The sequence below is a fragment of the Streptomyces purpurascens genome (assembly GCF_045040895.1).
Taxonomy (GTDB): Bacteria; Actinomycetota; Actinomycetes; order Streptomycetales; family Streptomycetaceae; genus Streptomyces; species Streptomyces purpurascens.
Map to the genome: position 1 here is coordinate 4126049 of NZ_CP108341.1, position 19660 is coordinate 4145708.

The 19660-nt window shown below is 72.3% G+C and carries 16 protein-coding genes; 6 read left to right on the top strand and 10 right to left on the bottom strand.

What is annotated here, in order from left to right; all coding sequences use genetic code 11:
* Positions 1-26 precede the first annotated feature (26 nt).
* Positions 27-1337, top strand: coding sequence for an ABC transporter substrate-binding protein (locus tag OHU35_RS18700; RefSeq protein ID WP_189727005.1), 1311 nt, complete (start codon positions 27-29; stop codon positions 1335-1337).
* A gap of 37 nt (positions 1338-1374) precedes the next feature.
* Here OHU35_RS18700 and OHU35_RS18705 read toward each other — a convergent pair whose 3' ends face one another.
* Both OHU35_RS18705 and OHU35_RS18710 read right to left on the bottom strand, forming a co-directional pair.
* Positions 1375-3264, bottom strand: coding sequence for a hypothetical protein (locus OHU35_RS18705; protein ID WP_405506057.1), 1890 nt, complete (start codon positions 3262-3264; stop codon positions 1375-1377).
* A 201-nt stretch (positions 3265-3465) separates the two neighbouring features.
* Positions 3466-4851: a transcriptional regulator gene (locus OHU35_RS18710; protein WP_189727007.1), complete on the bottom strand. Its 1386-nt coding sequence runs from the start codon at positions 4849-4851 to the stop codon at positions 3466-3468.
* 306 nt (positions 4852-5157) lie between these two features.
* On the opposite strand from OHU35_RS18710, the gene OHU35_RS18715 reads away from it, so the two are divergent.
* The 3 genes from OHU35_RS18715 (at position 5158) to OHU35_RS18725 (ending at position 8314) form a co-directional block, all read left to right on the top strand.
* A complete protein-coding gene (locus OHU35_RS18715) occupies positions 5158-5820 on the top strand; it encodes a bifunctional DNA primase/polymerase (RefSeq protein WP_189727008.1) in 663 nt (220 codons plus the stop codon).
* Positions 5821-5933: 113 nt separating this feature from the next.
* Positions 5934-6725 carry an ABC transporter ATP-binding protein gene (locus OHU35_RS18720; protein WP_189727009.1) on the top strand — a complete coding sequence of 264 codons (792 nt, stop codon included), beginning with the start codon at positions 5934-5936 and terminating at the stop codon, positions 6723-6725.
* Positions 6722-8314: a transporter gene (locus OHU35_RS18725; RefSeq protein ID WP_405506059.1), complete on the top strand. Its 1593-nt coding sequence runs from the start codon at positions 6722-6724 to the stop codon at positions 8312-8314. The genes OHU35_RS18720 and OHU35_RS18725 overlap by 4 nt, the downstream gene beginning before the upstream one ends.
* Before the next feature lie 22 nt (positions 8315-8336).
* Here the strand turns inward: OHU35_RS18725 and OHU35_RS18730 are convergent, their stop codons facing one another.
* Positions 8337-9290 (bottom strand): alpha/beta hydrolase, encoded by a 954-nt coding sequence (locus tag OHU35_RS18730; RefSeq protein WP_359893435.1) that lies wholly within the window; start codon positions 9288-9290, stop codon positions 8337-8339.
* 527 nt (positions 9291-9817) lie between these two features.
* Positions 9818-10510, bottom strand: coding sequence for a metal-dependent transcriptional regulator (locus OHU35_RS18735; protein WP_189727012.1), 693 nt, complete (start codon positions 10508-10510; stop codon positions 9818-9820).
* 281 nt (positions 10511-10791) lie between these two features.
* Between OHU35_RS18735 and OHU35_RS18740 the strand changes: the two genes are divergently transcribed.
* On the top strand, positions 10792-11547 hold the full coding sequence (locus OHU35_RS18740; protein WP_359893433.1) for an SIS domain-containing protein: 756 nt from the start codon (positions 10792-10794) through the stop codon (positions 11545-11547).
* Positions 11548-11584: 37 nt separating this feature from the next.
* Here OHU35_RS18740 and OHU35_RS18745 read toward each other — a convergent pair whose 3' ends face one another.
* Both OHU35_RS18745 and pdxH read right to left on the bottom strand, forming a co-directional pair.
* The gene (locus OHU35_RS18745) at positions 11585-13045 is read right to left on the bottom strand and encodes a PAS domain-containing protein (protein ID WP_405506061.1); all 1461 of its coding nucleotides are present in this window, start codon (positions 13043-13045) and stop codon (positions 11585-11587) included.
* A gap of 405 nt (positions 13046-13450) precedes the next feature.
* Entirely contained in the window at positions 13451-14119 is a 669-nt protein-coding gene (gene pdxH, locus OHU35_RS18750; RefSeq protein ID WP_405506062.1) for a pyridoxamine 5'-phosphate oxidase, read from the bottom strand.
* Positions 14120-14403: 284 nt separating this feature from the next.
* On the opposite strand from pdxH, the gene OHU35_RS18755 reads away from it, so the two are divergent.
* Positions 14404-15504: a citrate synthase 2 gene (locus OHU35_RS18755; RefSeq protein ID WP_405506063.1), complete on the top strand. Its 1101-nt coding sequence runs from the start codon at positions 14404-14406 to the stop codon at positions 15502-15504.
* A gap of 80 nt (positions 15505-15584) precedes the next feature.
* Here OHU35_RS18755 and OHU35_RS18760 read toward each other — a convergent pair whose 3' ends face one another.
* The 4 genes from OHU35_RS18760 to OHU35_RS18775 are packed head-to-tail and all read right to left on the bottom strand — an operon-like array spanning position 15585 to position 19646.
* The gene (locus tag OHU35_RS18760) at positions 15585-16196 is read right to left on the bottom strand and encodes a TetR/AcrR family transcriptional regulator (protein ID WP_405506065.1); all 612 of its coding nucleotides are present in this window, start codon (positions 16194-16196) and stop codon (positions 15585-15587) included.
* Positions 16184-16918, bottom strand: coding sequence for an enoyl-CoA hydratase family protein (locus tag OHU35_RS18765; RefSeq protein ID WP_405506066.1), 735 nt, complete (start codon positions 16916-16918; stop codon positions 16184-16186). Before OHU35_RS18765 ends, OHU35_RS18760 begins: the two co-directional genes overlap by 13 nt.
* On the bottom strand, positions 16915-18483 hold the full coding sequence (locus OHU35_RS18770) for a 4-coumarate--CoA ligase family protein (protein ID WP_359893429.1): 1569 nt from the start codon (positions 18481-18483) through the stop codon (positions 16915-16917). Before OHU35_RS18770 ends, OHU35_RS18765 begins: the two co-directional genes overlap by 4 nt.
* 35 nt (positions 18484-18518) lie before the next feature.
* Positions 18519-19646, bottom strand: a complete 1128-nt coding sequence (locus tag OHU35_RS18775) for an acyl-CoA dehydrogenase family protein (protein ID WP_405506068.1) — start codon at positions 19644-19646, stop codon at positions 18519-18521.
* Between the last annotated feature and the right edge of the window lie 14 nt (positions 19647-19660).

Below are 19660 nucleotides of genomic sequence, written 5' to 3' on the forward strand. Positions count from 1 at the left end.
GTCATGTGGCGGAATCGTGCGGAACCATGACCGGCAGGCGACGCACCCGCAGCACATTCCTCCCCGGCCACCTCACCCGTCACGCCAGAAAATGCGTCCTCTCCGCGGGCACGGCGGCCGCGTGCGCGTCGCTCCTCGCCGGCTGCGGGGTCGTCCCGGGCACCACGGGGGATGCCGGGGACGATCCGATCACCGTCATGACCTGGGCGCCACAGGACACCAAGGCCACCAACAAGCCCGGCATGCCCGCCTTCGCCCACGCATACGCCCGCTGGATCAACGCCAAGGGTGGGATCAACGGCCGCAAGCTCAACGTGCTGACCTGCAACGACCACAACGACAGCGTGGCCGCCGCCAAGTGCGCCCGGCGGGCCGCCAAGGAGAACGCCGTCGCGGTCGTAGGATCCTACAGCCAGTACGCCGACTCCTTCTTCCCGTCCCTGGAGGGCGCGGGCATCCCGTACATAGGCGGCTACGGCATCACCAACGCCGAGTTCACCAGCCCCCTGTCCTACCCCGTCAACGGCGGCCAGCCCGCGCTGCTCGCCGGTCTCGGCAGGTCCCTGGCCGGCTGCGGTCCGGTCGCCCTGGTGCGGCCCGACACCATCGCGGGCGACCAGCTGCCTCCGCTGCTCGACTCCGGCCTGAAGGCGGGCGGGCACACGGCGGCGCGGGACCAGCGGGCGGCGGAGGACGCCACCGAGTACGACGGCCAGGCCGAGCGGGCGCTGGAGACGACGACCGCCGCCCCCGGGGACGAGGGATGTGTGGTGCCCGCGCTCGGGGACCGCAACGGCACCTTCATGGACTCCTTCCGGCGGGCCCGCGAGGACTATCCCGACGTACGGACGGCCACCGTGCTCGGCAGCGTCGACCAGACGGTGATCGACGCGACCGGCGGGGCCTCGGGGCCGTACGAGGGCTCGTACATCACCGGCTGGTACCCCGTGGCGAGCGATGCCCGCTGGGACGGGATGAAGCAGGTGATCAAGGAGGAGGCCTTCGGCGACAACCGCATCGACGCCGCGGACGCCGGAGTGCAGACCACATGGATCGCCTACACCGTGTTCAAGAAGGTCGTCGAGTCGCTCGGCGGCGGCGAGGTGAGCGCCGACACGGTGACGGAGGCCCTCGACGACGGCCTCAGGGTCAGCACGGGCGGGCTCACGCCGACGCTGCGGTGGCGGTTCCAGGACAAGCTCGCCGCCGTCGGCTTCCCGCGCCTGGTGAATGCGAACGTGACCCTTCAGGTGGTGCGGGAAGGGCGGCTGGTGTCGGCACGGAAGGGCTTCGTCGACACGACGAGGACGCTGCAGGACGCCGACGTGAACTACTGAGCCCCCGCTCAGTGGTTCACGTCCGGATCAGATCACGTCACAGCTGCGTCGGCTGACGCTCGGTCAGGCCGTACGTCTTCGCTATCGCGTTCCACAGCCCGGCCGCCTTGGTCTTCTCGGTGCTCGCGACGCCGCTGGCGCGGTTGCCGGCCTGGGTCTGGCCGGTGGCACGGGCCTGGCCCTTCTTGCAGCCCTTCTTGCCGGCGGTCTGGTCGGCCCAGGCGGCGTAGTGGTTGTCGGCCGACGCCGAGGCCTGCCACGCCTTGGTGAGGGCGGTGGTCAGCGCGGCGTGGTCGGGCAGCTGGTCGACCGTGATGCCGGAGAGCCGGGTGACCAGCCCGGTGCGCTGCTTGGCCGCGTCGCGCAGGTTCTTGGCCGCCTGGGGCAGGTTGTCGCAGCCCTTGACGTCGGCCACCGCGTTGATCACGGTGCTGCGGCTGTCGCCGCTGTCGGCGAGCAGCTTGTCCAGCTCGACCGCCTGCGCGCGGGCCGGGTCGGCGGAGGGTGAGGCGGAGTCGTCCGTCGCGGGCGCCGAGGCGGCCACGGTCTTGTTGTTGTCGCTGCCGTCGTCGTCACCGCCTCCGCCGGCGGCGAGCAGCGCGCCGGCGCCCACGCCGAGGACGGCGATGCCGATGCCGACGGCCGCGATGACCGGCACCCGCGAGCCGGTACGGCCGCCGCGGCCGGACCGCCCGCCGCCGGAGTGGCCGGGCGGGGCGTAGGAGGGCTGGGGGGCGCCGTGCGAGGAGTGCGGCTGGGGCTGCGGCTGCTCGAAGCGGGGCATCTGCTGCGTGGCCGCTGCCGGGCTCTCGGCGCCGTGGTCGCTGCGGAAGAGGTTGTCGAACTCGGCGGGCGGCTGCTTGTCCCCGCCGGGCACCGGCGCGATGTACTGCGTCGCCTCGGCGTCCGGATTCGAGGCGGGCGGCAACGGCCCGGCTCCGGCCCGGGGCGCGGTCCCCAGGAACGTGGTCGCTTCGGGGTCGTGACCGGTGGGCGTCTCGGGCGGCAGCGCACCCGGGCCCACCGGGGGTATGTACTGCGTCGCCCCCTCGTCGGCGGCCGCGGCGACGGGCGGCAGGTACTGGGTCGCCCCCTCGTCGGCGGGCGCGGGCAGCGGTGCGCCTCCGGCGCCCGTGGACGAGGAGAGAGACCCGTACCCGTCCGTCGCGGGCGGCAGCGGGGCGCCCCCGGCGGGAGCGCCGTACACCCCTGGAGCGGCCCCGTACGCGCCGGAGCCCGGCGCGGGAGACCCGTACGCGTCGGAGGCCGGGGGCAGACCGCCCCCGGCGGGAGACCCGTACGCGTCCGTGCTCGGCGGCAGAGGGGCGCCGGCGGGCCCGGCCTCGTGTCCACCGGCACCCGCCGGCGGCAGCTGGCCTCCCCCGGCCGGGGAGCCGTACCCACCCGCGGCAGCGGATCCGTACGCGTCGGAGGCCGGGGGCAGACCGCCCGCGGCAGGAGATCCGTACCCGTCCGTGGTCTGCGGCAGCGGGGTGCCGTACGAGCCCGGGGCCGGGGGCAGTTGGGAGGCGTCGGGCTGAGTGCCGTAGCCGGCGTACGGGTTGGGGGGCTGGGTGCCCTCCTGGGGGAGCGCGCCCGGGGCGGGGTGCTGGGCGTCCCACGCCGGAGGCTCCGGGGTGGCCCACTGCTGGGACTGCTGAGGCTGCGGGGACTGCCAGCTGTTGTCCTGCGGCGGGGGCGGGGTCTGCTGGTCGGGGCCCCACGGCTGGCCCCAGGTCTGGCCCCCGGCGGGAGCGGAGGCCGGGGCCTGGCCGGTCGGGGCCGGGCCGGGCCGGCGGCCGGCCGGGGTGTCACCGGGTCCGCCCGTCATCCCCGGCAGCAGGGGTTCGCCACCGTCGGAGGGCAGCACGATGCCTTCGCGCGCTTGGCGCGCCGAGGGCTCCTCGCCCTGTCCACTCTGCGTCACCGGGACTCCTACTTATGGGGGACCTTGTGAATCGTCGGGTCACGCTACCGGGTCCCCAGAGCCCCGTGCCACGCAGCACAGGGCCTGACCTCAAGCCCTGTGAGCGCGGTAACACAACCGGGTCACGACGCGCTGTTCATGTCACCTCCTGCGCGCGCGGCGGCCGTTTCCCACACGTTCACGCATCCGCAGACCCTGTGTTCACGCCGCGGCCTGCAGGTCCAGCCGCGCCCCGAACTCCCTGACCACCGCCTCGTCCCGGTACGGCTCCAGCCGCTGCTGGAAGTCCTCCAGATATTCGGCGCCCCGGTTGGACCGCAGCCCCTCCAGCAGTTCCACGGCCTTCATGCCCGTGTTGCACGCCTCTTCGACCTCGCGCTGCTGCACCTGCGCCGTGGCCAACAGCACATAACCGATGGCCCGGCGGCGCGCCCGCGTCTCGGGATGCCCGGCCAGCGACTCCTGCGCGCATCGCGCCGCCGCGTCGGCCTGCCCCAGGTCCCGGTGACAGTGGGCCAACTCGTCGGCGAGATAGGCCTCGTCGAAGTGCGCGATCCACACCGGGTCGTCCCCGGCGGCCGGGTCGGCCGCCTCCAGGGCGCTCACCGCGCGCCCGGCCGCCGACTGGGTGGCGCGCACGTCGCCCATCAAGGCGTGCCCGCGCGCCTCCGCCGCGTAGAACATCGACTCCGCACGCGGTGACACGCGCCCCCGCGCCCCCTCCTGCGCCGCCCTCGCCAACTGCGCGATCTCCCGCGGGTTCCCGAGCTGCGCGGCGAGATGGCTCATGGAGGCGGCGAGCACATACCCGCCGTAGCCCCGGTCACCGGCCGCCTGGGCCAGCCGCAGCGCCTGGATGTAGTAGCGCTGCGCCAGACCGGGCTGCCCGGTGTCCACGGCCATGTATCCGGCGAGCTCCGTCAGCCGGGCCACCGCGGCGAACAGGTCCCGCCCCACCGCCTCCCGGTACGACCCGGCCAGCAGCCCCGAGACCACGCTGTTGAGGTAGTGCACGACGACCGGGCGCACATGCCCGCTGCCGTACTGGTGGTCGAGATCCACCAGCGCCTGCGTCATGGCGAGGACCGCCTGCACGTCGGACTGCCCCACACGCGGTCCGGCCGAGCGCGACACCTGGCCGTCGGGTGCGGAGATCAGCCAGTCACGGCTGGGCTCGACCAGCGCGGACGCGGCGACGGAGGAGCCGGACAGGAAGTCCCGCCGCCCCACGTCACTGCGCCACAGCTCGCAGACCTGCTCGATGGCCCCCAGTACCGTCGGCGAGAATTGGAGACCCACGCCCGAGGCGAGGTTCTTGCCGTTGGCCATGCCGATCTCGTCGATCGTGACCGTACGGCCGAGTTTGCGGCCCAGGGCCTCGGCGATGATCGCCGGGGCCCGGCCCCGCGGCTGCTGCCCGCGCAGCCAGCGCGCCACCGACGTCTTGTCGTAGCGCAGGTCGAGGCCGTGCTCGGCACCGCACATGTTGACCCGGCGGGCGAGGCCGGCGTTGGAGCATCCGGCTTCCTGGATGAGCGCCTGGAGCCGTTCGTTCGGCTGCCGAGCGACGAGCGGCCTTGCGGCCATGGCGTACCCCCTGTGGCTGCGGTGCCTGCCCACGCACCGAGTTGACGTGTCTTCCGCGGCCGAACCCCTCACGTCCCAGCGAAAAGATCCGGCCGTGAAGATCAATGCCCCGCCGACCAGGCGAAAATGCGAGGCATGTGAGGAATGCCGGGGTAACGGCTGTTGCCGGCCCCACTCGTGGCTACCCAGCTCCGGCCACCGATCCTCCTGCGCGCCCCCGCACATGCACCCATGCGCCCCGAGGACAGGGGCGGTGCTCCTCCCCGCGCACGGCGGCGGGCGTAACCCCTGGTGACGACCAGAGTTGTGTTCATCGTGGAAGAGACGATCGCCGGCACCGAAGCCGCTCAGATCCCGAAGCAGCGCGGGGAATCGCTGCTGGAGACCGCTGTCCGCTACGCCGAGGAGCGCCACTGGGACGTGTTCCCCGGTACCTGGCTGGAAGCCGTCGACGGACGTCAGCTGTGCTCCTGCGGTGACGCCGCGTGTCCGGCACCCGGATCGCACCCGGCGCGCCCGGACTGGGCGACGCAGGCGACGGGCAGTGCGACCGTCGCGCGACGGATGTGGCAGAAGCAGCCGACGGCGTCGATCCTGCTGCCGACGGGTCGGACGTTCGACGCGATCTCCGTGCCGGAGACGGCGGGCTTTCTGGCCCTGGCCCGGATGGAGCGGATGGAGCTGACGCTGGGGCCGGTGACGCTCACGCCGGATCGGCGGATGGAGTTCTTCGTGCTGCCGGGGGCGGCGGTGAAGATCCCGGACCTGGTGCGCAAGCTGGGGTGGTCGTTGGCCTCGCTGGATCTGACCGTGCTGGGGGAAGGGGCGTATGTGGCGGCGCCGCCGACGCGGTTCGGGTCCCGGGGGGCTGTGCAGTGGGCCTGCCGGCCTACGCCTGCGAATCGGTGGCTGCCGGATGCGGAGGAGTTGATCTCGCCGCTTGCGTATGCGTGCGGCAGGGATCGATAGGCGCCCATTCGTCTGCCCGGTTGCCGTTGTGCGGCGGCTGCGGGCTGTCCGTGGTTGATCGCGCAGTTCCCCGCGCCCCTAAAGAAGGACGTTCCTCCACCGTAGGGTTCTACGTGACGGAGGGAGATGCGGTGGGATCCAGCGCTGTACGGGTGCGAGGGCTCTGGAAGCGGTTCGGGCAGCAGGTCGCTGTTGCCGGGGTCGATCTCGAGTTGCCCGCGGGCAAGTTCATCGGGCTCGTCGGGCCGAACGGAGCCGGGAAGACCACCACCTTGTCGATGGTGACCGGGCTGCTCAGGCCCGATCAGGGGACCGTCGAGGTGGTCGGGCACGACGTGTGGCGGGACCCCGTCGAGGTGAAGGCCCGGATCGGGGTGCTGCCGGAGGGGCTGCGGCTGTTCGAGCGGCTGTCGGGGCGGGAACTCCTGGCGTACAGCGGGCGGTTGCGCGGGCTGCCCGGTGCCGAGGTCGACAAGCGGGCCGCACAGCTCCTCGACGTACTCGATCTGGCCGGCAGCCAGCACAAGCTCGTCGTCGACTACTCGACCGGCATGCGCAAGAAGATCGGGCTCGCCACCGCCCTCCTCCACAATCCCGAAGTGCTGTTCCTGGACGAGCCGTTCGAGGGCGTCGACCCCGTCTCCGCCCAGACCATCCGGGGCGTGCTGGAGCGGTACACCGCCTCGGGCGCCACGGTCGTGTTCTCTTCCCACGTCATGGAGCTCGTCGAGTCGCTGTGCGACTGGGTGGCCGTCATGGCCGCCGGGCGGATCCGGGCCACCGGGACCCTCGCCGAGGTGCGCGGTGACGCGCCCTCGCTGCAGCAGGCGTTCCTCCAACTCGTCGGGGCGCAGGGCCGGGACGCCGGGTCCGACCTCGACTGGCTGGGCGGCGGGGCCCGGTGAGTGCCCCCGCCCTCACCCCCGTCGTCGTACGGCTGAAGCTGTCGCTGCTGCGCAACGGGCTGCGGCAGTCCGGCGGGCGCAAGGCCGCCTACATCGCGTCGGCCGTCCTCGCCCTGCTCTTCGCCGCGCTGCAACTGCTCGGTCTGATCGCGCTGCGCGGGCACGCGCACGTCGAGTCGCTGGCCGTGCTGGCCGTCGCGGTCCTGGGGCTGGGCTGGGCGGTGATGCCGCTGTTCTTCCCCGGTGGTGACGAGACGCTGGATCCGACGCGGCTGGTGATGCTGCCGCTGCGGCCCCGGCCGCTGGTGCGGGCCCTGCTCACGGCGTCGCTGGTCGGCATCGGGCCGCTGTTCACGCTGTGCCTGCTGGTGGGCTCCGTGGTCGCTGTCGCCCGGGGCGGGGCGGCGTTCGCGGTGGGGGTCGTCGCGGTCGCCCTGGCGCTGCTGGTGTGCGTGGCCTTCGCGCGGGCCGTCGCCGCCGCCAACGTACGGCTGCTGACCAGCCGCAAGGGCCGCGACCTCGCGGTGCTGAGCGGGCTCGTCATCGCCGTCGGGGCGCAAGTCGTCAACTTCGGCGCGCAGCGGCTCGGTTCGGCGGGGCTGGGCGAGCTGGACCCGGTCGCGAACGTGCTCCAGTGGGTGCCGCCGGCGTCGGCGATCGGCGCCGTGCACGCGGTGGGCGAGGGGTCGTACGGCCTGGCCGCCGTCCAACTGGCGCTGACCGCCGGTGCGCTGGTGGCGCTGCTCGCGGTGTGGTCCCGGCATCTGACCCGGCTGATGACCTCGCCCGACGGGTCCACCCTGCCCACCGCCGAGACGGCCGCCCGCCAACGGTCCTCGACCGGGCTCGGGCGGCTGCTGCCCTCCGGGCGCACGGGCACGGCCATGGAGCGCAGCCTGCGGTATGTGTGGCGCGACCCCAAGACCAAGGCCGCCTGGGTGACATCGCTGGCCATCGGGCTGATCGTGCCGGTGTTCAACGCCTGGCAGGGCACCGGGTCCGTGTACATCGCGTGCTTCGCCGCCGGGATGCTCGGCATCCAGATGTACAACCAGTTCGGGCAGGACACCTCCGCGTTCTGGATGGTCGCCATGACGATCTCCTCACGCCGGGACGCCTACGTCGAGCTGCGCGCCCGCGCCCTGGCCCTGCTGCTGATCACCCTGCCGTACGCCACGCTCGTCACCGTGGTGACGACCGCGATGCTCGGCGACTGGCGGCGGCTGCCCGAGGCGCTGGGGCTGTCCTTCGCGCTGCTCGGCGCGATGCTCGCGACCGGGGCGTGGACGTCCGTCCGCTTCCCCTACTCCATCCCGCAGGAGGGCTACAAGAACGTCGCCCCCGGGCAGACGGGGCTCGCCTGGATCTCCATCTTCGGCGGGATGATCGCCGCCGCCGTGCTGTGCGCGCCCGTCATCGCGCTCACGATCTGGCTGAACGTGAGCGCCGAGGGCGATGACTGGTCGTGGCTGCTGCTGCCGGTGGGCACGCTCTACGGGGCCGCGATCACGGTGATGGGGCTGCGGCTGGCCGCTCCGCAGACGGCCCGGCGGCTGCCGGAGATCCTGGGGGCGGTCAGCAAGGGGTGACGTGTCCGTCTCCGTGTGCGCCTCAGTTCGTGCTGAGGGCGTCCAGGAACGGCTCGATCGCCGCGCGCCAGGCCTCCGGCTGGTCGTAGTGCACCAGGTGGCCGGCGTCGGCGACCTCCGCGTACTGGCCGCGGGGCAGGACGCGGACCATCTCCTGGGCCTCGGCACGGCCCAGCTCGCCGTCGAGGCCGCGCACGACCAGGGCGGGGCACCGGACCTGGGTCAGTTCCTCCCAGTGCGCGTCGTACACCCAGGTCTCACGGGTGCGGAGCATCTGTTCCGGTTCGAAGACGGGGCGCCAGCCGTCCGGGGACTCGGCCATCACCTCGGCGTAGAACGCGCCGCGGGCTGGGTTGGGCCGCTCCACCCAGGGGTCGTCCTCGCCGAACCACTTGCGGACGTCGGCGAGCGTGGCGAAGGGCAGCGGCCAGGACCGGAACCACTGGTCCCACTCGCGCTGCGACGCCGCGCCGAGCGCGGAGGCCCGCATATCGCAGATGATCAGCCCACGGACCAGGTCCGGGCGCTTGGCGGCGAGCTGCCAGGCGGTCAGCGCGCCCATGGCGTGGCCGATGAGCACGACCGGGTCGAGCCCGAGCTGCTCCAGAGCGGCCTCGACGTCGTCGACGTAGGCGTCACGGGAGAAGGCCCCCTGCGGGGGCTTGTCGCTGCGGCCGTGGCCGCGCTGGTCGAGAGCGACGGCACGGTACCGGCCGGAGAGCCAGCGGGCGGTGGACGCCCAGTGCGAGGCGCGGCCCATCAGGCCGTGCAGTAACAGCACGCCGGGGGAGCCGTTCGCCGCGGTCCGCGCGCCGGGCGTGCGCTGCGGGTCGTGCGGGTGCTGTGCGTCGTGTGGGTCGTTCCTGTGCCGCGGGTCGTGCGGGTCGTGCGCCGGATCGGTCTTGGGCGGGTCTCCGAACTCCCAGGCCGCGAGGCGTACGCCGCCCGTCCCGGTCACGTCGATGCGTCGCGCCATGTCCTGGCACCCCCCAAGCTTCGCGCGGACCCGTGGCCGCCTCCGGCCGTTCGGTCCTGTGAACCGTGTTCTGCCTGCTGCGCCTTCTTGCTGTGCCGTGCATCACCCGCACACTATCGAATGCCCATTCGAGAATGCTGTTCTCGCGGGCAACACCCCTCGTTCGAGTGACCATCCGCAGGGATTGATCGCCGCTGCCGAGGGGAGATCTTCAGCGGGAGGCGGACCGCTCGGGGAAACCGGTCCGAGGGGGATGACCCTGAGAGCTCGGGGCTCCGGGTCAACACAGGGGAGGACAGGCCCCGGCGCCACCAGGCGCCGGGGCCCTCTACATCTCCACGGCACATCCTCCCGCCCCCTCCCCGGCCGGGCGACATCGCTGTCGAGCCACGGCCAAGAGCCCTCAGGTCATATGCCTCACGCGACAGCGTCGCACGGGAAGCGGACGAGCGCTGCCATTCGACGGACTGAATCCTGGATACGACGGGATCACGCCAACGCCACCGGCGCGGCCGTCCCGGCCGGGCTCAGGGCTTGGCGACGAACACGTGGGAGGCGACCTCCGACTCCAGCTCGGCCGCCTCGCCGCCGCTGCCCACCAGCACACCGCCCGCCGACTCGGTCACGCTGACCACCGAGCCGGGCTGCACGCCCGCCCGTCGCAGCGTGTACATCAGCTGCGCGTCCGTCTGGATCGGCTCGCCGATCCGGCGCACCACGACCGTCTTGCCCTCGGCGCCCGGGTCCAGAGTGGCCAGCGACACCATCCCCTCGTCCAGGAACGGGTCGGCGCCGTCCTTCTCGCCGAGCTCCTCCAGACCCGGGATCGGATTGCCGTACGGCGACTCCGTCGGGTGCCGCAGCAGCTCCAGCACGCGGCGCTCCACGGCCTCGCTCATCACGTGCTCCCAGCGACACGCCTCGGCGTGGACCTGCTCCCACTCCAGGCCGATCACGTCGACGAGCAGACACTCGGCGAGCCGGTGCTTGCGCATCACGCGCGTGGCGAGACGGCGGCCCTCGTCGGTGAGCTCCAGGTGCCGGTCGGTGGCGACGGACACCAGCCCGTCGCGCTCCATCCGCGCCACGGTCTGGCTGACGGTCGGCCCGCTCTGGTCCAGCCGCTCGGCGATACGGGCGCGCATGGGGACCACGCCCTCTTCCTCCAGCTCGAGGATGGTGCGGAGATACATCTCCGTGGTGTCGATCAGTCCGGACATACGTGCCCCTCGAGTGAGTTCTGCCGGAGGCTGGACGGCTCACCGGCGCGTGCGCTGGCCCTGCACCCAATTCTGCCGGATACCACCGACAACCGTGCCGCGGGAGGAAAAGCAGGGGATTATGCGGCCCGGCGGAAGGGTACGGACTACTCCTTCGAGGGCCCCGGAGCCCCGCGGAGCACCCTGGACCCGGCCGCCACGACCGTATTGACACCGCACTGGTCCAGACCGCACCGTATGCGCGACATGCGCCCACCGAGGCCATCCTGAAGGGACCCCGTATGAGCGACCGCGCGCCGGCCGGCCAGTTCCTCGACGCCGCGATCGACCTGCTGCGACGGGTCCGCGACGAGGAGGCCGACAGCATCACGGCCGCCGGCACGCTCCTCGCCGACACCGTGGAGAGCGGAGGCCGCCTCTTCGCCTTCGGCGCCGGGCACTCCTCCCTCGCCGCGCAGGACCTCGTCTACCGCGCCGGCGGTCTCGCCCTCATGAACCTGCTCGCCGTGCCGGGCGTCGTCGGCGTCGACGTCATGCCCGCGCCGCTCGGCTCCGCCCTGGAACGCGTCGACGGCCTCGCGAGCGCCGTCCTGGACAGCTCCCCGCTCCGCGCCGGCGACGCCCTCCTGATCATCTCCCTGTCCGGGCGCAACGCCCTCCCCGTGGAAATGGCCATGAACGCCCGCGCCCTGGGCGTACGGGTCATCGGCGTGACCTCGGTCGCCTACGCCTCGGAGACCAAGTCCCGGCACACCTCGGGGACGTACCTCAAGGACCACTGCGATCTCGTCCTCGACTCGAAGATCGCGGTCGGCGACGCCGAAATCACCCTCGACAACGTCCCGGCCCCCTTCGCCCCCGCCTCCACGGTCGTCACCTCGGCCCTCCTCCAGGCCGTCATGGCCACCACGGCCGCCACCCTCGCCGACCGCGGCCTCGAGCCCCCGCTCCTGCGCTCAGGGAACGTCGACGGCGGGCACGACTGGAACAGCCGCGTGATGGAGCGGTACCGGGACCGGATCTTCTACCGGCACTGACAGGATCCAGTCCCGGCACGAGACCACGCGGCCTGATTCACACCGCCTCGTCGGACAACCCCGCGAGATCCAGGGACGCCGCGATCCGCACCGCCACGTCCTCCGCGTACATCGCGTCGGACCGCTCGAACGCGCTGCGCCCGGCCCCCCGCAGGAACGTCACCACACCCAGCGTCCGCCCCCGGCTGCGCAGCACCGCGCACAGCGCGTGCACCGCGTCCGGCGGCCACTGCCGGGCCTGCGCCCACAGCCGGGCATCCTCGGGCGACGCGGACCCCGCACTCGCCCGCAGCGCGCCGACCCGCTCCACGCACTGCAGGGCCGGATGCCCCTCCGCGTACCGCGCGGGCAGCCCCGCGTGGCCCGAGAGCTTGCTCGGCCCCGGGGCGCCGGAGGGAGTGGCGGCGACCCGCACCAGCCGTACCGGACCCTCGGTCTGCGCGTCGACGAGCGGCCCGCCCGCCACCCGGTCGATCAGCGCGTGGTCGGCGAACCCGGCCAGGGCGAAGTCCAGGTGGACCGTCGCCGCCTCCGCCGGGTCCTCGCACTCGGCGGCGGCCCTCGAAGCCCGGTGCAACTGCTGCGTACGGAACCGCAGCAGCGACGCCTCCTGCTCGCTCTGCTTGGCCTCCGTCACATCCTGGAACAGCCACCCCACGCCCAGCGGAACCGGCTCCTCCGCGAGCGGCGAGGCCAGCCGTACGAAGCCGCTGCGCCAGCACCGCCGCCGCTCCCCCTCCGGCATGCGCACACCCACCCACACCTCGGCGGGCGCGGGCGGCGCACCCTCCGCCAGCACATGCTGCAGCGCGCTCTCCAGCTCCTCCACGCCCTGCGACAGCAGATCCCCGAGCGGTCGGCCGAGCACGGACGTACGACCCGTGCCCAGCGCCTTGGCCGCGTGCGCGTTCACCACGGCCGGCCGCAGGTCCACATCCACGAGCACGACGCCCCAGCTGGCGTCCTCGAACAGCGCCTCGCTCAACGCGATCGACCGCTCCAGATCGATCTGCGTGTGCACCTCGCTGAAGGCGCAGTACACACCCGCCGGCTTCCCGTCAGGACCCCGCACGGCCGCCGACTGGGTCCGTACGAGCACCCGCCCGCCGTCCTTCGTCAGCAACGCGAACTCGTGCACCTGCCGGCCCGGGGCGTGCATCGCGGACAGCAGCCGGCTCTCGACCTCCTCGGCGTCCGCGCTGCGCACGGCCCATCCGGCCAGGCCCCGCCGCCCCACGGCCTCGTCCGCGCTCCACCCGAGAATCCGCTCGGCCTCGCGGTTCCAGTGCGTCACGACACCGTCGGCGTCGAAGGCACACAACGCCGCGTCCATCCCGTCCAGCAAAGCGGCAAGCAGATCCGAACCATCCGAACTGTCCCGCTCGGGCTCGTCGGGCCCCAGCTCGTCGGTGGTCCCACTACGCCGGGAAGCACTCACCTGGACCCCCTGCAGGCTGCGTCCGCACGTACGGCACGTCGGTTCGCTACTTGCAATCATTCAACTGGAACGTGACCCAGCGCACACCGTGTTCCCACAACATTGAAGGAATCGTTGTACGAGGGCATTCCCCACTCCATCCGCTGACGAACACCCCGCCTCCCGCTCGGCCCGGAGTCAAGGTCTCAGAAAAACGGTTGATCCGAGGCCGATCGGTTTTTTAGGGTTCCAGGTACACGAGAGAGGAGGTGGTTCGGCAGATGTATGAGAACCGGACGCGTGAGGTGGCTGCGGGCTAGCGGCCCGACACCACACACAGTGCGGTGCCGGACCAGCGCGTGAGCGAAACGCGCAGCCGGCCCAATCTCCAGCAGTCACCCGACCCGCGAGCCGCCGGTACGTCCGGCCGGCCCTCCTCCGGAGGACCAGGCTCGCGGGTCGTCTGCGTTCGAGCCGCCTCCGACCTCAGGGGCTCAGCCGCTCCACCCGCCAGCTCCCGTCCGGCCGCTCGACGTAGCGCAACCGGTCGTGCAGCCGGTTCTCGCGGCCCTGCCAGAACTCCACCGTCTGCGGGGCCACCCGGAAGCCGCCCCAGTTCGGCGGTACGGGCACCTGCTCGCCCTCCGGATAGCGGGCGGCCAGCTCGGCGTACGCGCCGTCGAGGTCGGCACGGGTGGAGATCACGGAGGACTGGGCGCTGGCCCACGCGCCCAGCTGCGAGCCGTGCGGCCGGGTCCGGAAGTACGCCGCCGTCTCGTCCCGGCCGGTGCGCCGCGCGACACCGGTCACCAGGACCTGCCGGGCCATCGGATGCCAGGGGAACAGCAGCGAGACGTACGGGTTCTCCGCCAGGTCGCGGGCCTTGCGGGAGTCGTAGTTCGTGTAGAAGACGAAGCCCTGCTCGTCGAAGTGCTTCAGCAGGACGGTACGGGCGCTGGTCCGCCCCTCGGCGTCGGCCGTCGAGACGATCATGGCGTTCGGCTCGAACAGCCCGCCGTCCGTCGCGGCCTGCTTGAACCAGCGCGCGAACTGCTCGACGGGGGTGGCGGCCAGCTCGGTCTCGGAGAGCCCCTCGGCCCGGTACTGCTTGCGCATCGAGGCCAGATCGAAGGGGACGGCGTCGGGGTCGGTCACCCGGTCATCTTGCCGTATGGACGGTGTCCTTCGTCACTGCATGGCACTGAGTGCCGCGAACCCTCCCCAACGGTGGCACTCGGGGATATCGTTCTGATGCCGTTCGGGTTGGGTGACCGCCAGCCGCACGGGGCATCACAGGGGAGACCGGCCGGGACCGCGAGTAGCCGCAACGACCGTGGATCCACCGGACGGCCGCCCGCTGCGCAAGCTGACTGACACATGGTTCACACGTCTCACCCCACCAGACACCATCTGTCACTTACATCACGAGGAGCCGCCTGATGTCCGACTTCGTACCCGGGCTCGAGGGAGTAGTCGCGTTCGAGACGGAGATCGCCGAACCGGATAAGGAGGGCGGCGCACTCCGGTACCGGGGCGTCGACATCGAGGACCTCGTGGGGCATGTCTCCTTCGGCAACGTCTGGGGCCTGCTCGTCGACGGCGCCTTCAACCCCGGCCTGCCGCCCGCCGAGCCGTTCCCCATCCCGGTCCACTCGGGTGACATCCGCGTCGACGTCCAGTCGGCCCTGGCCATGCTGGCCCCGGTCTGGGGCCTCAAGCCGCTCCTCGACATCGACGAGGAGCAGGCCCGCGCCGACCTGGCCCGCGCCGCCGTCATGGCCCTCTCCTACGTCGCCCAGTCGGCTCGCGGGCAGGGCCTGCCCATGGTCCCGCAGCGAGAGATCGACAAGGCGCAGTCCGTCGTCGAACGCTTCATGATCCGCTGGCGCAGCGAGCCGGACCCCAAGCACGTGGCGGCGGTGGACGCGTACTGGACGAGCGCGGCCGAGCACGGCATGAACGCGTCCACGTTCACGGCCCGCGTCATCGCGTCCACGGGCGCGGACGTGGCGGCGGCGCTCTCCGGTGCGGTGGGAGCCATGTCCGGCCCGCTGCACGGCGGCGCCCCCTCCCGGGTCCTCGGCATGATCGAGGAGATCGAGCGCACGGGCGACGCCGAGGCCTATGTGAGGAACGCTCTCGACAAGGGCGAACGCCTCATGGGCTTCGGTCACCGCGTCTACCGTGCCGAGGACCCCCGCGCCCGGGTCCTGCGCCGCACCGCCCGCGAACTGGGCGCCCCCCGCTTCGAGGTCGCCGAGGCCCTGGAGAAGGCGGCCCTCGCGGAACTCCACGCCCGCCGCCCCGACCGTGTCCTCGCGACGAACGTCGAGTTCTGGGCGGCCATCGTCCTGGACTTCGCCGAGGTCCCGGCGCACATGTTCACGTCCATGTTCACCTGCGCCCGCACGGCCGGCTGGTCCGCCCACATCCTCGAGCAGAAGCGCACGGGCCGCCTGGTCCGCCCCTCGGCCCGCTACGTCGGCCCGGGCACCCGCGACCCCCGCGAGATCGAGGGCTACGGGGACATCGCCCACTGATCCGAGTCCTTGACGGCCGTCGCGCGGTGCTGTCGGCCCCGCGTGATGGCCACACCGGCCCCCCGCCGCTGACGGCCCCCTCAGCCCAGCGTCTCCTCCAGCAGCCCGGCCCACTGCGCCACCACCCGCTCCCGGCGGGGCGCGTCGTCGGTGAGGAGGTTGGCGAGGCCGAGGCCTCGGGCCATGTCGAGGAGGCCCTGGACGGTTTCGCGGACGCCGGGGACGGATTCGTCGGCGGCGAGGAGGTCGACCGCTATGCGGTGGGTCTCGCGGCCTACGCGGGATTCGAGTTCGGTGACGCGGGGGCGGAGCTGGTCCTCGTCGGAGGCGGCGACCCAGAGGTGGAGGGCGGCGCGGAAGAGGGGGCCGGTGTAGAGGTCGACCAGGGCGGCGACGACCGCGTGGCGGTCTCCGGACGCGCCCTCGGGGAACAGGGCGCGCAGGGCCGTCGAGCGTTCCTCGGCGACGTACTCGACGGCCGCCGTGAAGAGGTCCTCGCGGGTCGGGAAGTGGTGCTGGGCGGCGCCGCGGGAGACACCGGCGCGTTCGGCGACGACGGAGACGGTGGAGCCGGCCCAGCCGTGTTCGGCAAGGCAGGCCACGGCGGCTTCCAGGAGCCGCTGCCGGGTGGCCCGGCTGCGGTCCTGCTTGGGGACTCTCTCCGCACGGTCGACCGTGCTCACACCACCCATGCCGCATCCCGTCGTTCGAGGAAGGCCGTCATTCCCTCGCGGGCCTGCGGGGAGGAGAACAGCCGGGCCGAGAGCGCGGTCAGGTCGGCCGCGTCCCGGTCGAAGGTTTCCAGCACCCTAGCCGTGAGCAGCCGTTTCGTCTCGGTCAGGGCGTCGGGGGCGGATTTGCGCAGGCCGTCCAGGATGGGGGCGAGGGCTGTGTCGACGTCGTCGGCGTGTGTGGTGAGCAGGCCCGTGCGCTGTGCCTCCGCCGCGTCGAAACGCTCGCCCGTGAGGTAGTAGCGGGCCAGGGCGCGCGGGTCCGTGCGCGGGAGCAGCGGCAGGGAGATGACCGCGGGGGCGACGCCGATGCGGACCTCCGTGAAGGCGAAGGTGGCGTCGGTGGAGGCGGCGGCGATGTCGCACGCGGCCAGCAGGCCGAGGCCGCCCGCGCGGACGTGGCCGGTGACACGGGCGACGACCGGCTTGGGCAGTTCGATGATCTGCCGCAGCAGGCCGACCAGGGCGTCCGGGGGTGGTGGGTCCTTGAGGTCGGCGCCGGCGCTGAAGGTGTTGCCGGTGTGGGTGAGGACGATCGCGCGGACGTCGGTGTCCTTGCCGGCGTCCGTGAGCGCGTCGGCCAGTTCGCCGACCAGGGCCGCCGACAGGGCGTTGCGGTTGTGCGGTGAGTCGAAGGTGACGGTCTCGACCGCACGCGCGCGGGTGCGCGTCACGAGGTTCATGTGCTCTCCCTGAGCTGTCGGCGGAGGATCTTGCCGGAGGCCGCGCGGGGGACGCCGACGACGAAGGTGACGTGCCGGATCCGCTTGTAGGGGGCGACGCGTTCGGCGACGAACATCATGACCTCCGCCTCCGAGAGGCCGGTGGCGGACGGCTGGCGGACCACGTACGCGTGCGGGACCTCGTTGCCGTCGTCGTTGTACCTGCCGATGACGGCGGCGTCGGCGATGCCCGGGTGGGTGAGGAGGAGGGCCTCCAGTTCGGCGGGGGCCACCTGGAAGCCCTTGTACTTGATGAGTTCCTTGACGCGGTCGACGACGAAGAGCCAGCCCTCGTCGTCCACGTGGCCGACGTCTCCGGTGTGCAGCCAGCCGTCGGGGTCGATCATCGCGGCGGTGGCGTCGGGGCGGCCGAGGTAGCCCTTCATGACCTGGGGGCCGCGGATGAGAATCTCGCCGGACTCGCCGGCGGGGAGGTCCTTGCCGGGGTCGTCCAGGGAGACGATGCGCATCTCGGTGCCGGCGATGAGCTTGCCGACGGTTCCGGGCGGTGCGTCGCGCATCGCGTCCAGGGGCACGACGTGGGTGCCGGGCGACAGTTCCGTCATGCCGTAGGCCTGGCCGACGGGCGGCAGGCCGAGCCGCTCGGAGCAGGCGGCGGCGAGGCGCGCGTCCAGGGGTGCGGCGGCGCTGAGGATGTACTTCAGGGACGACAGGTCGTACCGCGCGACGGCCGGGTGCTTGGCGAGGGCCAGGACGATCGGCGGGGCGACGTACAGGCCGGTGATGCGGTGGTTCTGGATGGCCGCGAGGAACTGTGCCAGGTCGAAGCGGGGCAGGACGACGACGGTGGCGCCCTTTCTGAGGGGCGCGTTCATGAGGGCCGTGAGGCCGTAGATGTGGAAGAACGGCAGGACGGCGAGGATGCGGTCGCCGGGGCCCGCGGGTATCGCCCCGTCGAGCTGGGCGAGGTTGGTGGCGATCTGCCGGTGGGTGAGCAGCACGCCCTTGGGTGTGCCGGTGGTCCCGGAGGAGTACGGGAGGGCCGCCACGTCCTCGGCGGGGTCGATGTCGATCCGCGGCTCGGGGGCGGCGGAGGCCAGCATGTCGATCAGGGACCGGTGGCCGGAGGCGCTGTCGCACACGAAGATCTCGCGTACGCCGCCCGCGAGTTCGGCGGCCCTGCGCGCGATGTCGAGCAGGGGTGAGACGGTGACGATCCAGCGGGCCGCCGAGTCCGTCAGCTGCTTGGCGAACTCCTGGGCGGTGGCGAGCGGGTGGACGGTGGTGACGGTGGCACCCGCGCGCGTGGCGGCGTAGAAGGCGGTCGGGAAGGCGATGGTGTTGGGGCTGTGCAGGGCGAGGACGTCGCCCTTGCGCACCCCGGCCTCGGCGAGCCCGGCGGCGACGCGCCGGTGGAAGCGGTCCACCTGCTCGTAGGAGAGGGTGGTGCCGTCGGTGCCGTCGATCAGCGCCGGGATGCCGCCGAACTCCGCGGCCCGAGCCAGGACCGCTTCGTGGATGGGCAGGTCGACGAGCGGGACGTCTGCGTACTCGCTGCGGAACATGGTTCCTCCTCGCGCGCGGGCCGTCGCCGGCCGTCTCAGTACGACTTGGGCAGGCCCAGAGTCTGGTGGGAGACGTAGTTGAGAATCATCTCCCGGCTCACCGGTGCGATACGAGCCACGCGCGCGGCCGTTATCAGCTGCGCCAGGCCGTACTCGCGGGTGAGGCCGTTGCCGCCGAGGGTGTGCACGGCCTGGTCCACGGCCTTCACGCAGGCCTCCCCGGCCGCGTACTTCGCCATGTTGGCGGCCTCTCCGGCGCCCGTGTCGTCGCCCGCGTCGTACAGCCGGGCGGCCTTCCGCATCATCAGGCGGGCGAGTTCGAGCTCGATGTGCGCCTGGGCGAGGGGGTGGGCGATGGCCTGGTGGGCGCCGATGGGGGTCTTCCAGACCTGCCGGTCGCGGGCGTAGTCGACGGCTCGCGCGAGCGCGTAGCGGCCCATGCCGATCGCGAAGGCGGCCGTCATGATGCGCTCGGGGTTGAGGCCGGCGAAGAGTTGCAGCAGGCCCGCGTCCTCGTCGCCGACGAGGGCGTCGGCGGGCAGCCGTACATCGTCGAGGGTCAGCTCGAACTGCTTCTCGGCGGCGTTGAGTTCCATGTCGATGGGGCGGCGGCCGAACCCGGGGGTGTCGCGCGGGACGATGAACAGGCAGGGCTTGAGACTGCCGGTGCGGGCGTCCTCGGTGCGGCCGACGATGAGGGTCGCGTCCGCGATGTCCACGCCGGAGATGAAGACCTTGCGGCCGGTGAGGATCCAGTCGCCGGTGTCCTGGTCGCGGCGGGCGGTGGTGGTGATGCGGTGGCTGTTGGAGCCGGCGTCGGGTTCGGTGATGCCGAAGGCCATGAGGCGGGAGCCGTCTGCCAGGGCGGGGAGCCAGGTCTGTTTCTGGGCGTCTGTGCCGAAGCGGGCGATCACTGTGCCGCAGATTGCTGGTGAGACCACCAGCATCAGGAGGGGACAGCCTGCGGCGCCGAGTTCTTCGAGGACGAGGGAGAGCTCGGATATGCCTCCGCCGCCGCCTCCGTACTCCTCGGGGAGGTTGACGCCCAGGTAGCCGAGTTTTCCTGCCTCCGACCAGAGTTGTGCGGGGTCGCATCCGCGGCCGTGGCGTTTGCCGAGTGCGGAGACGGCTTCTCGTAGAGCCTTGTGGTCTTCGGTGTCCATGAGGAGTCCTTTCG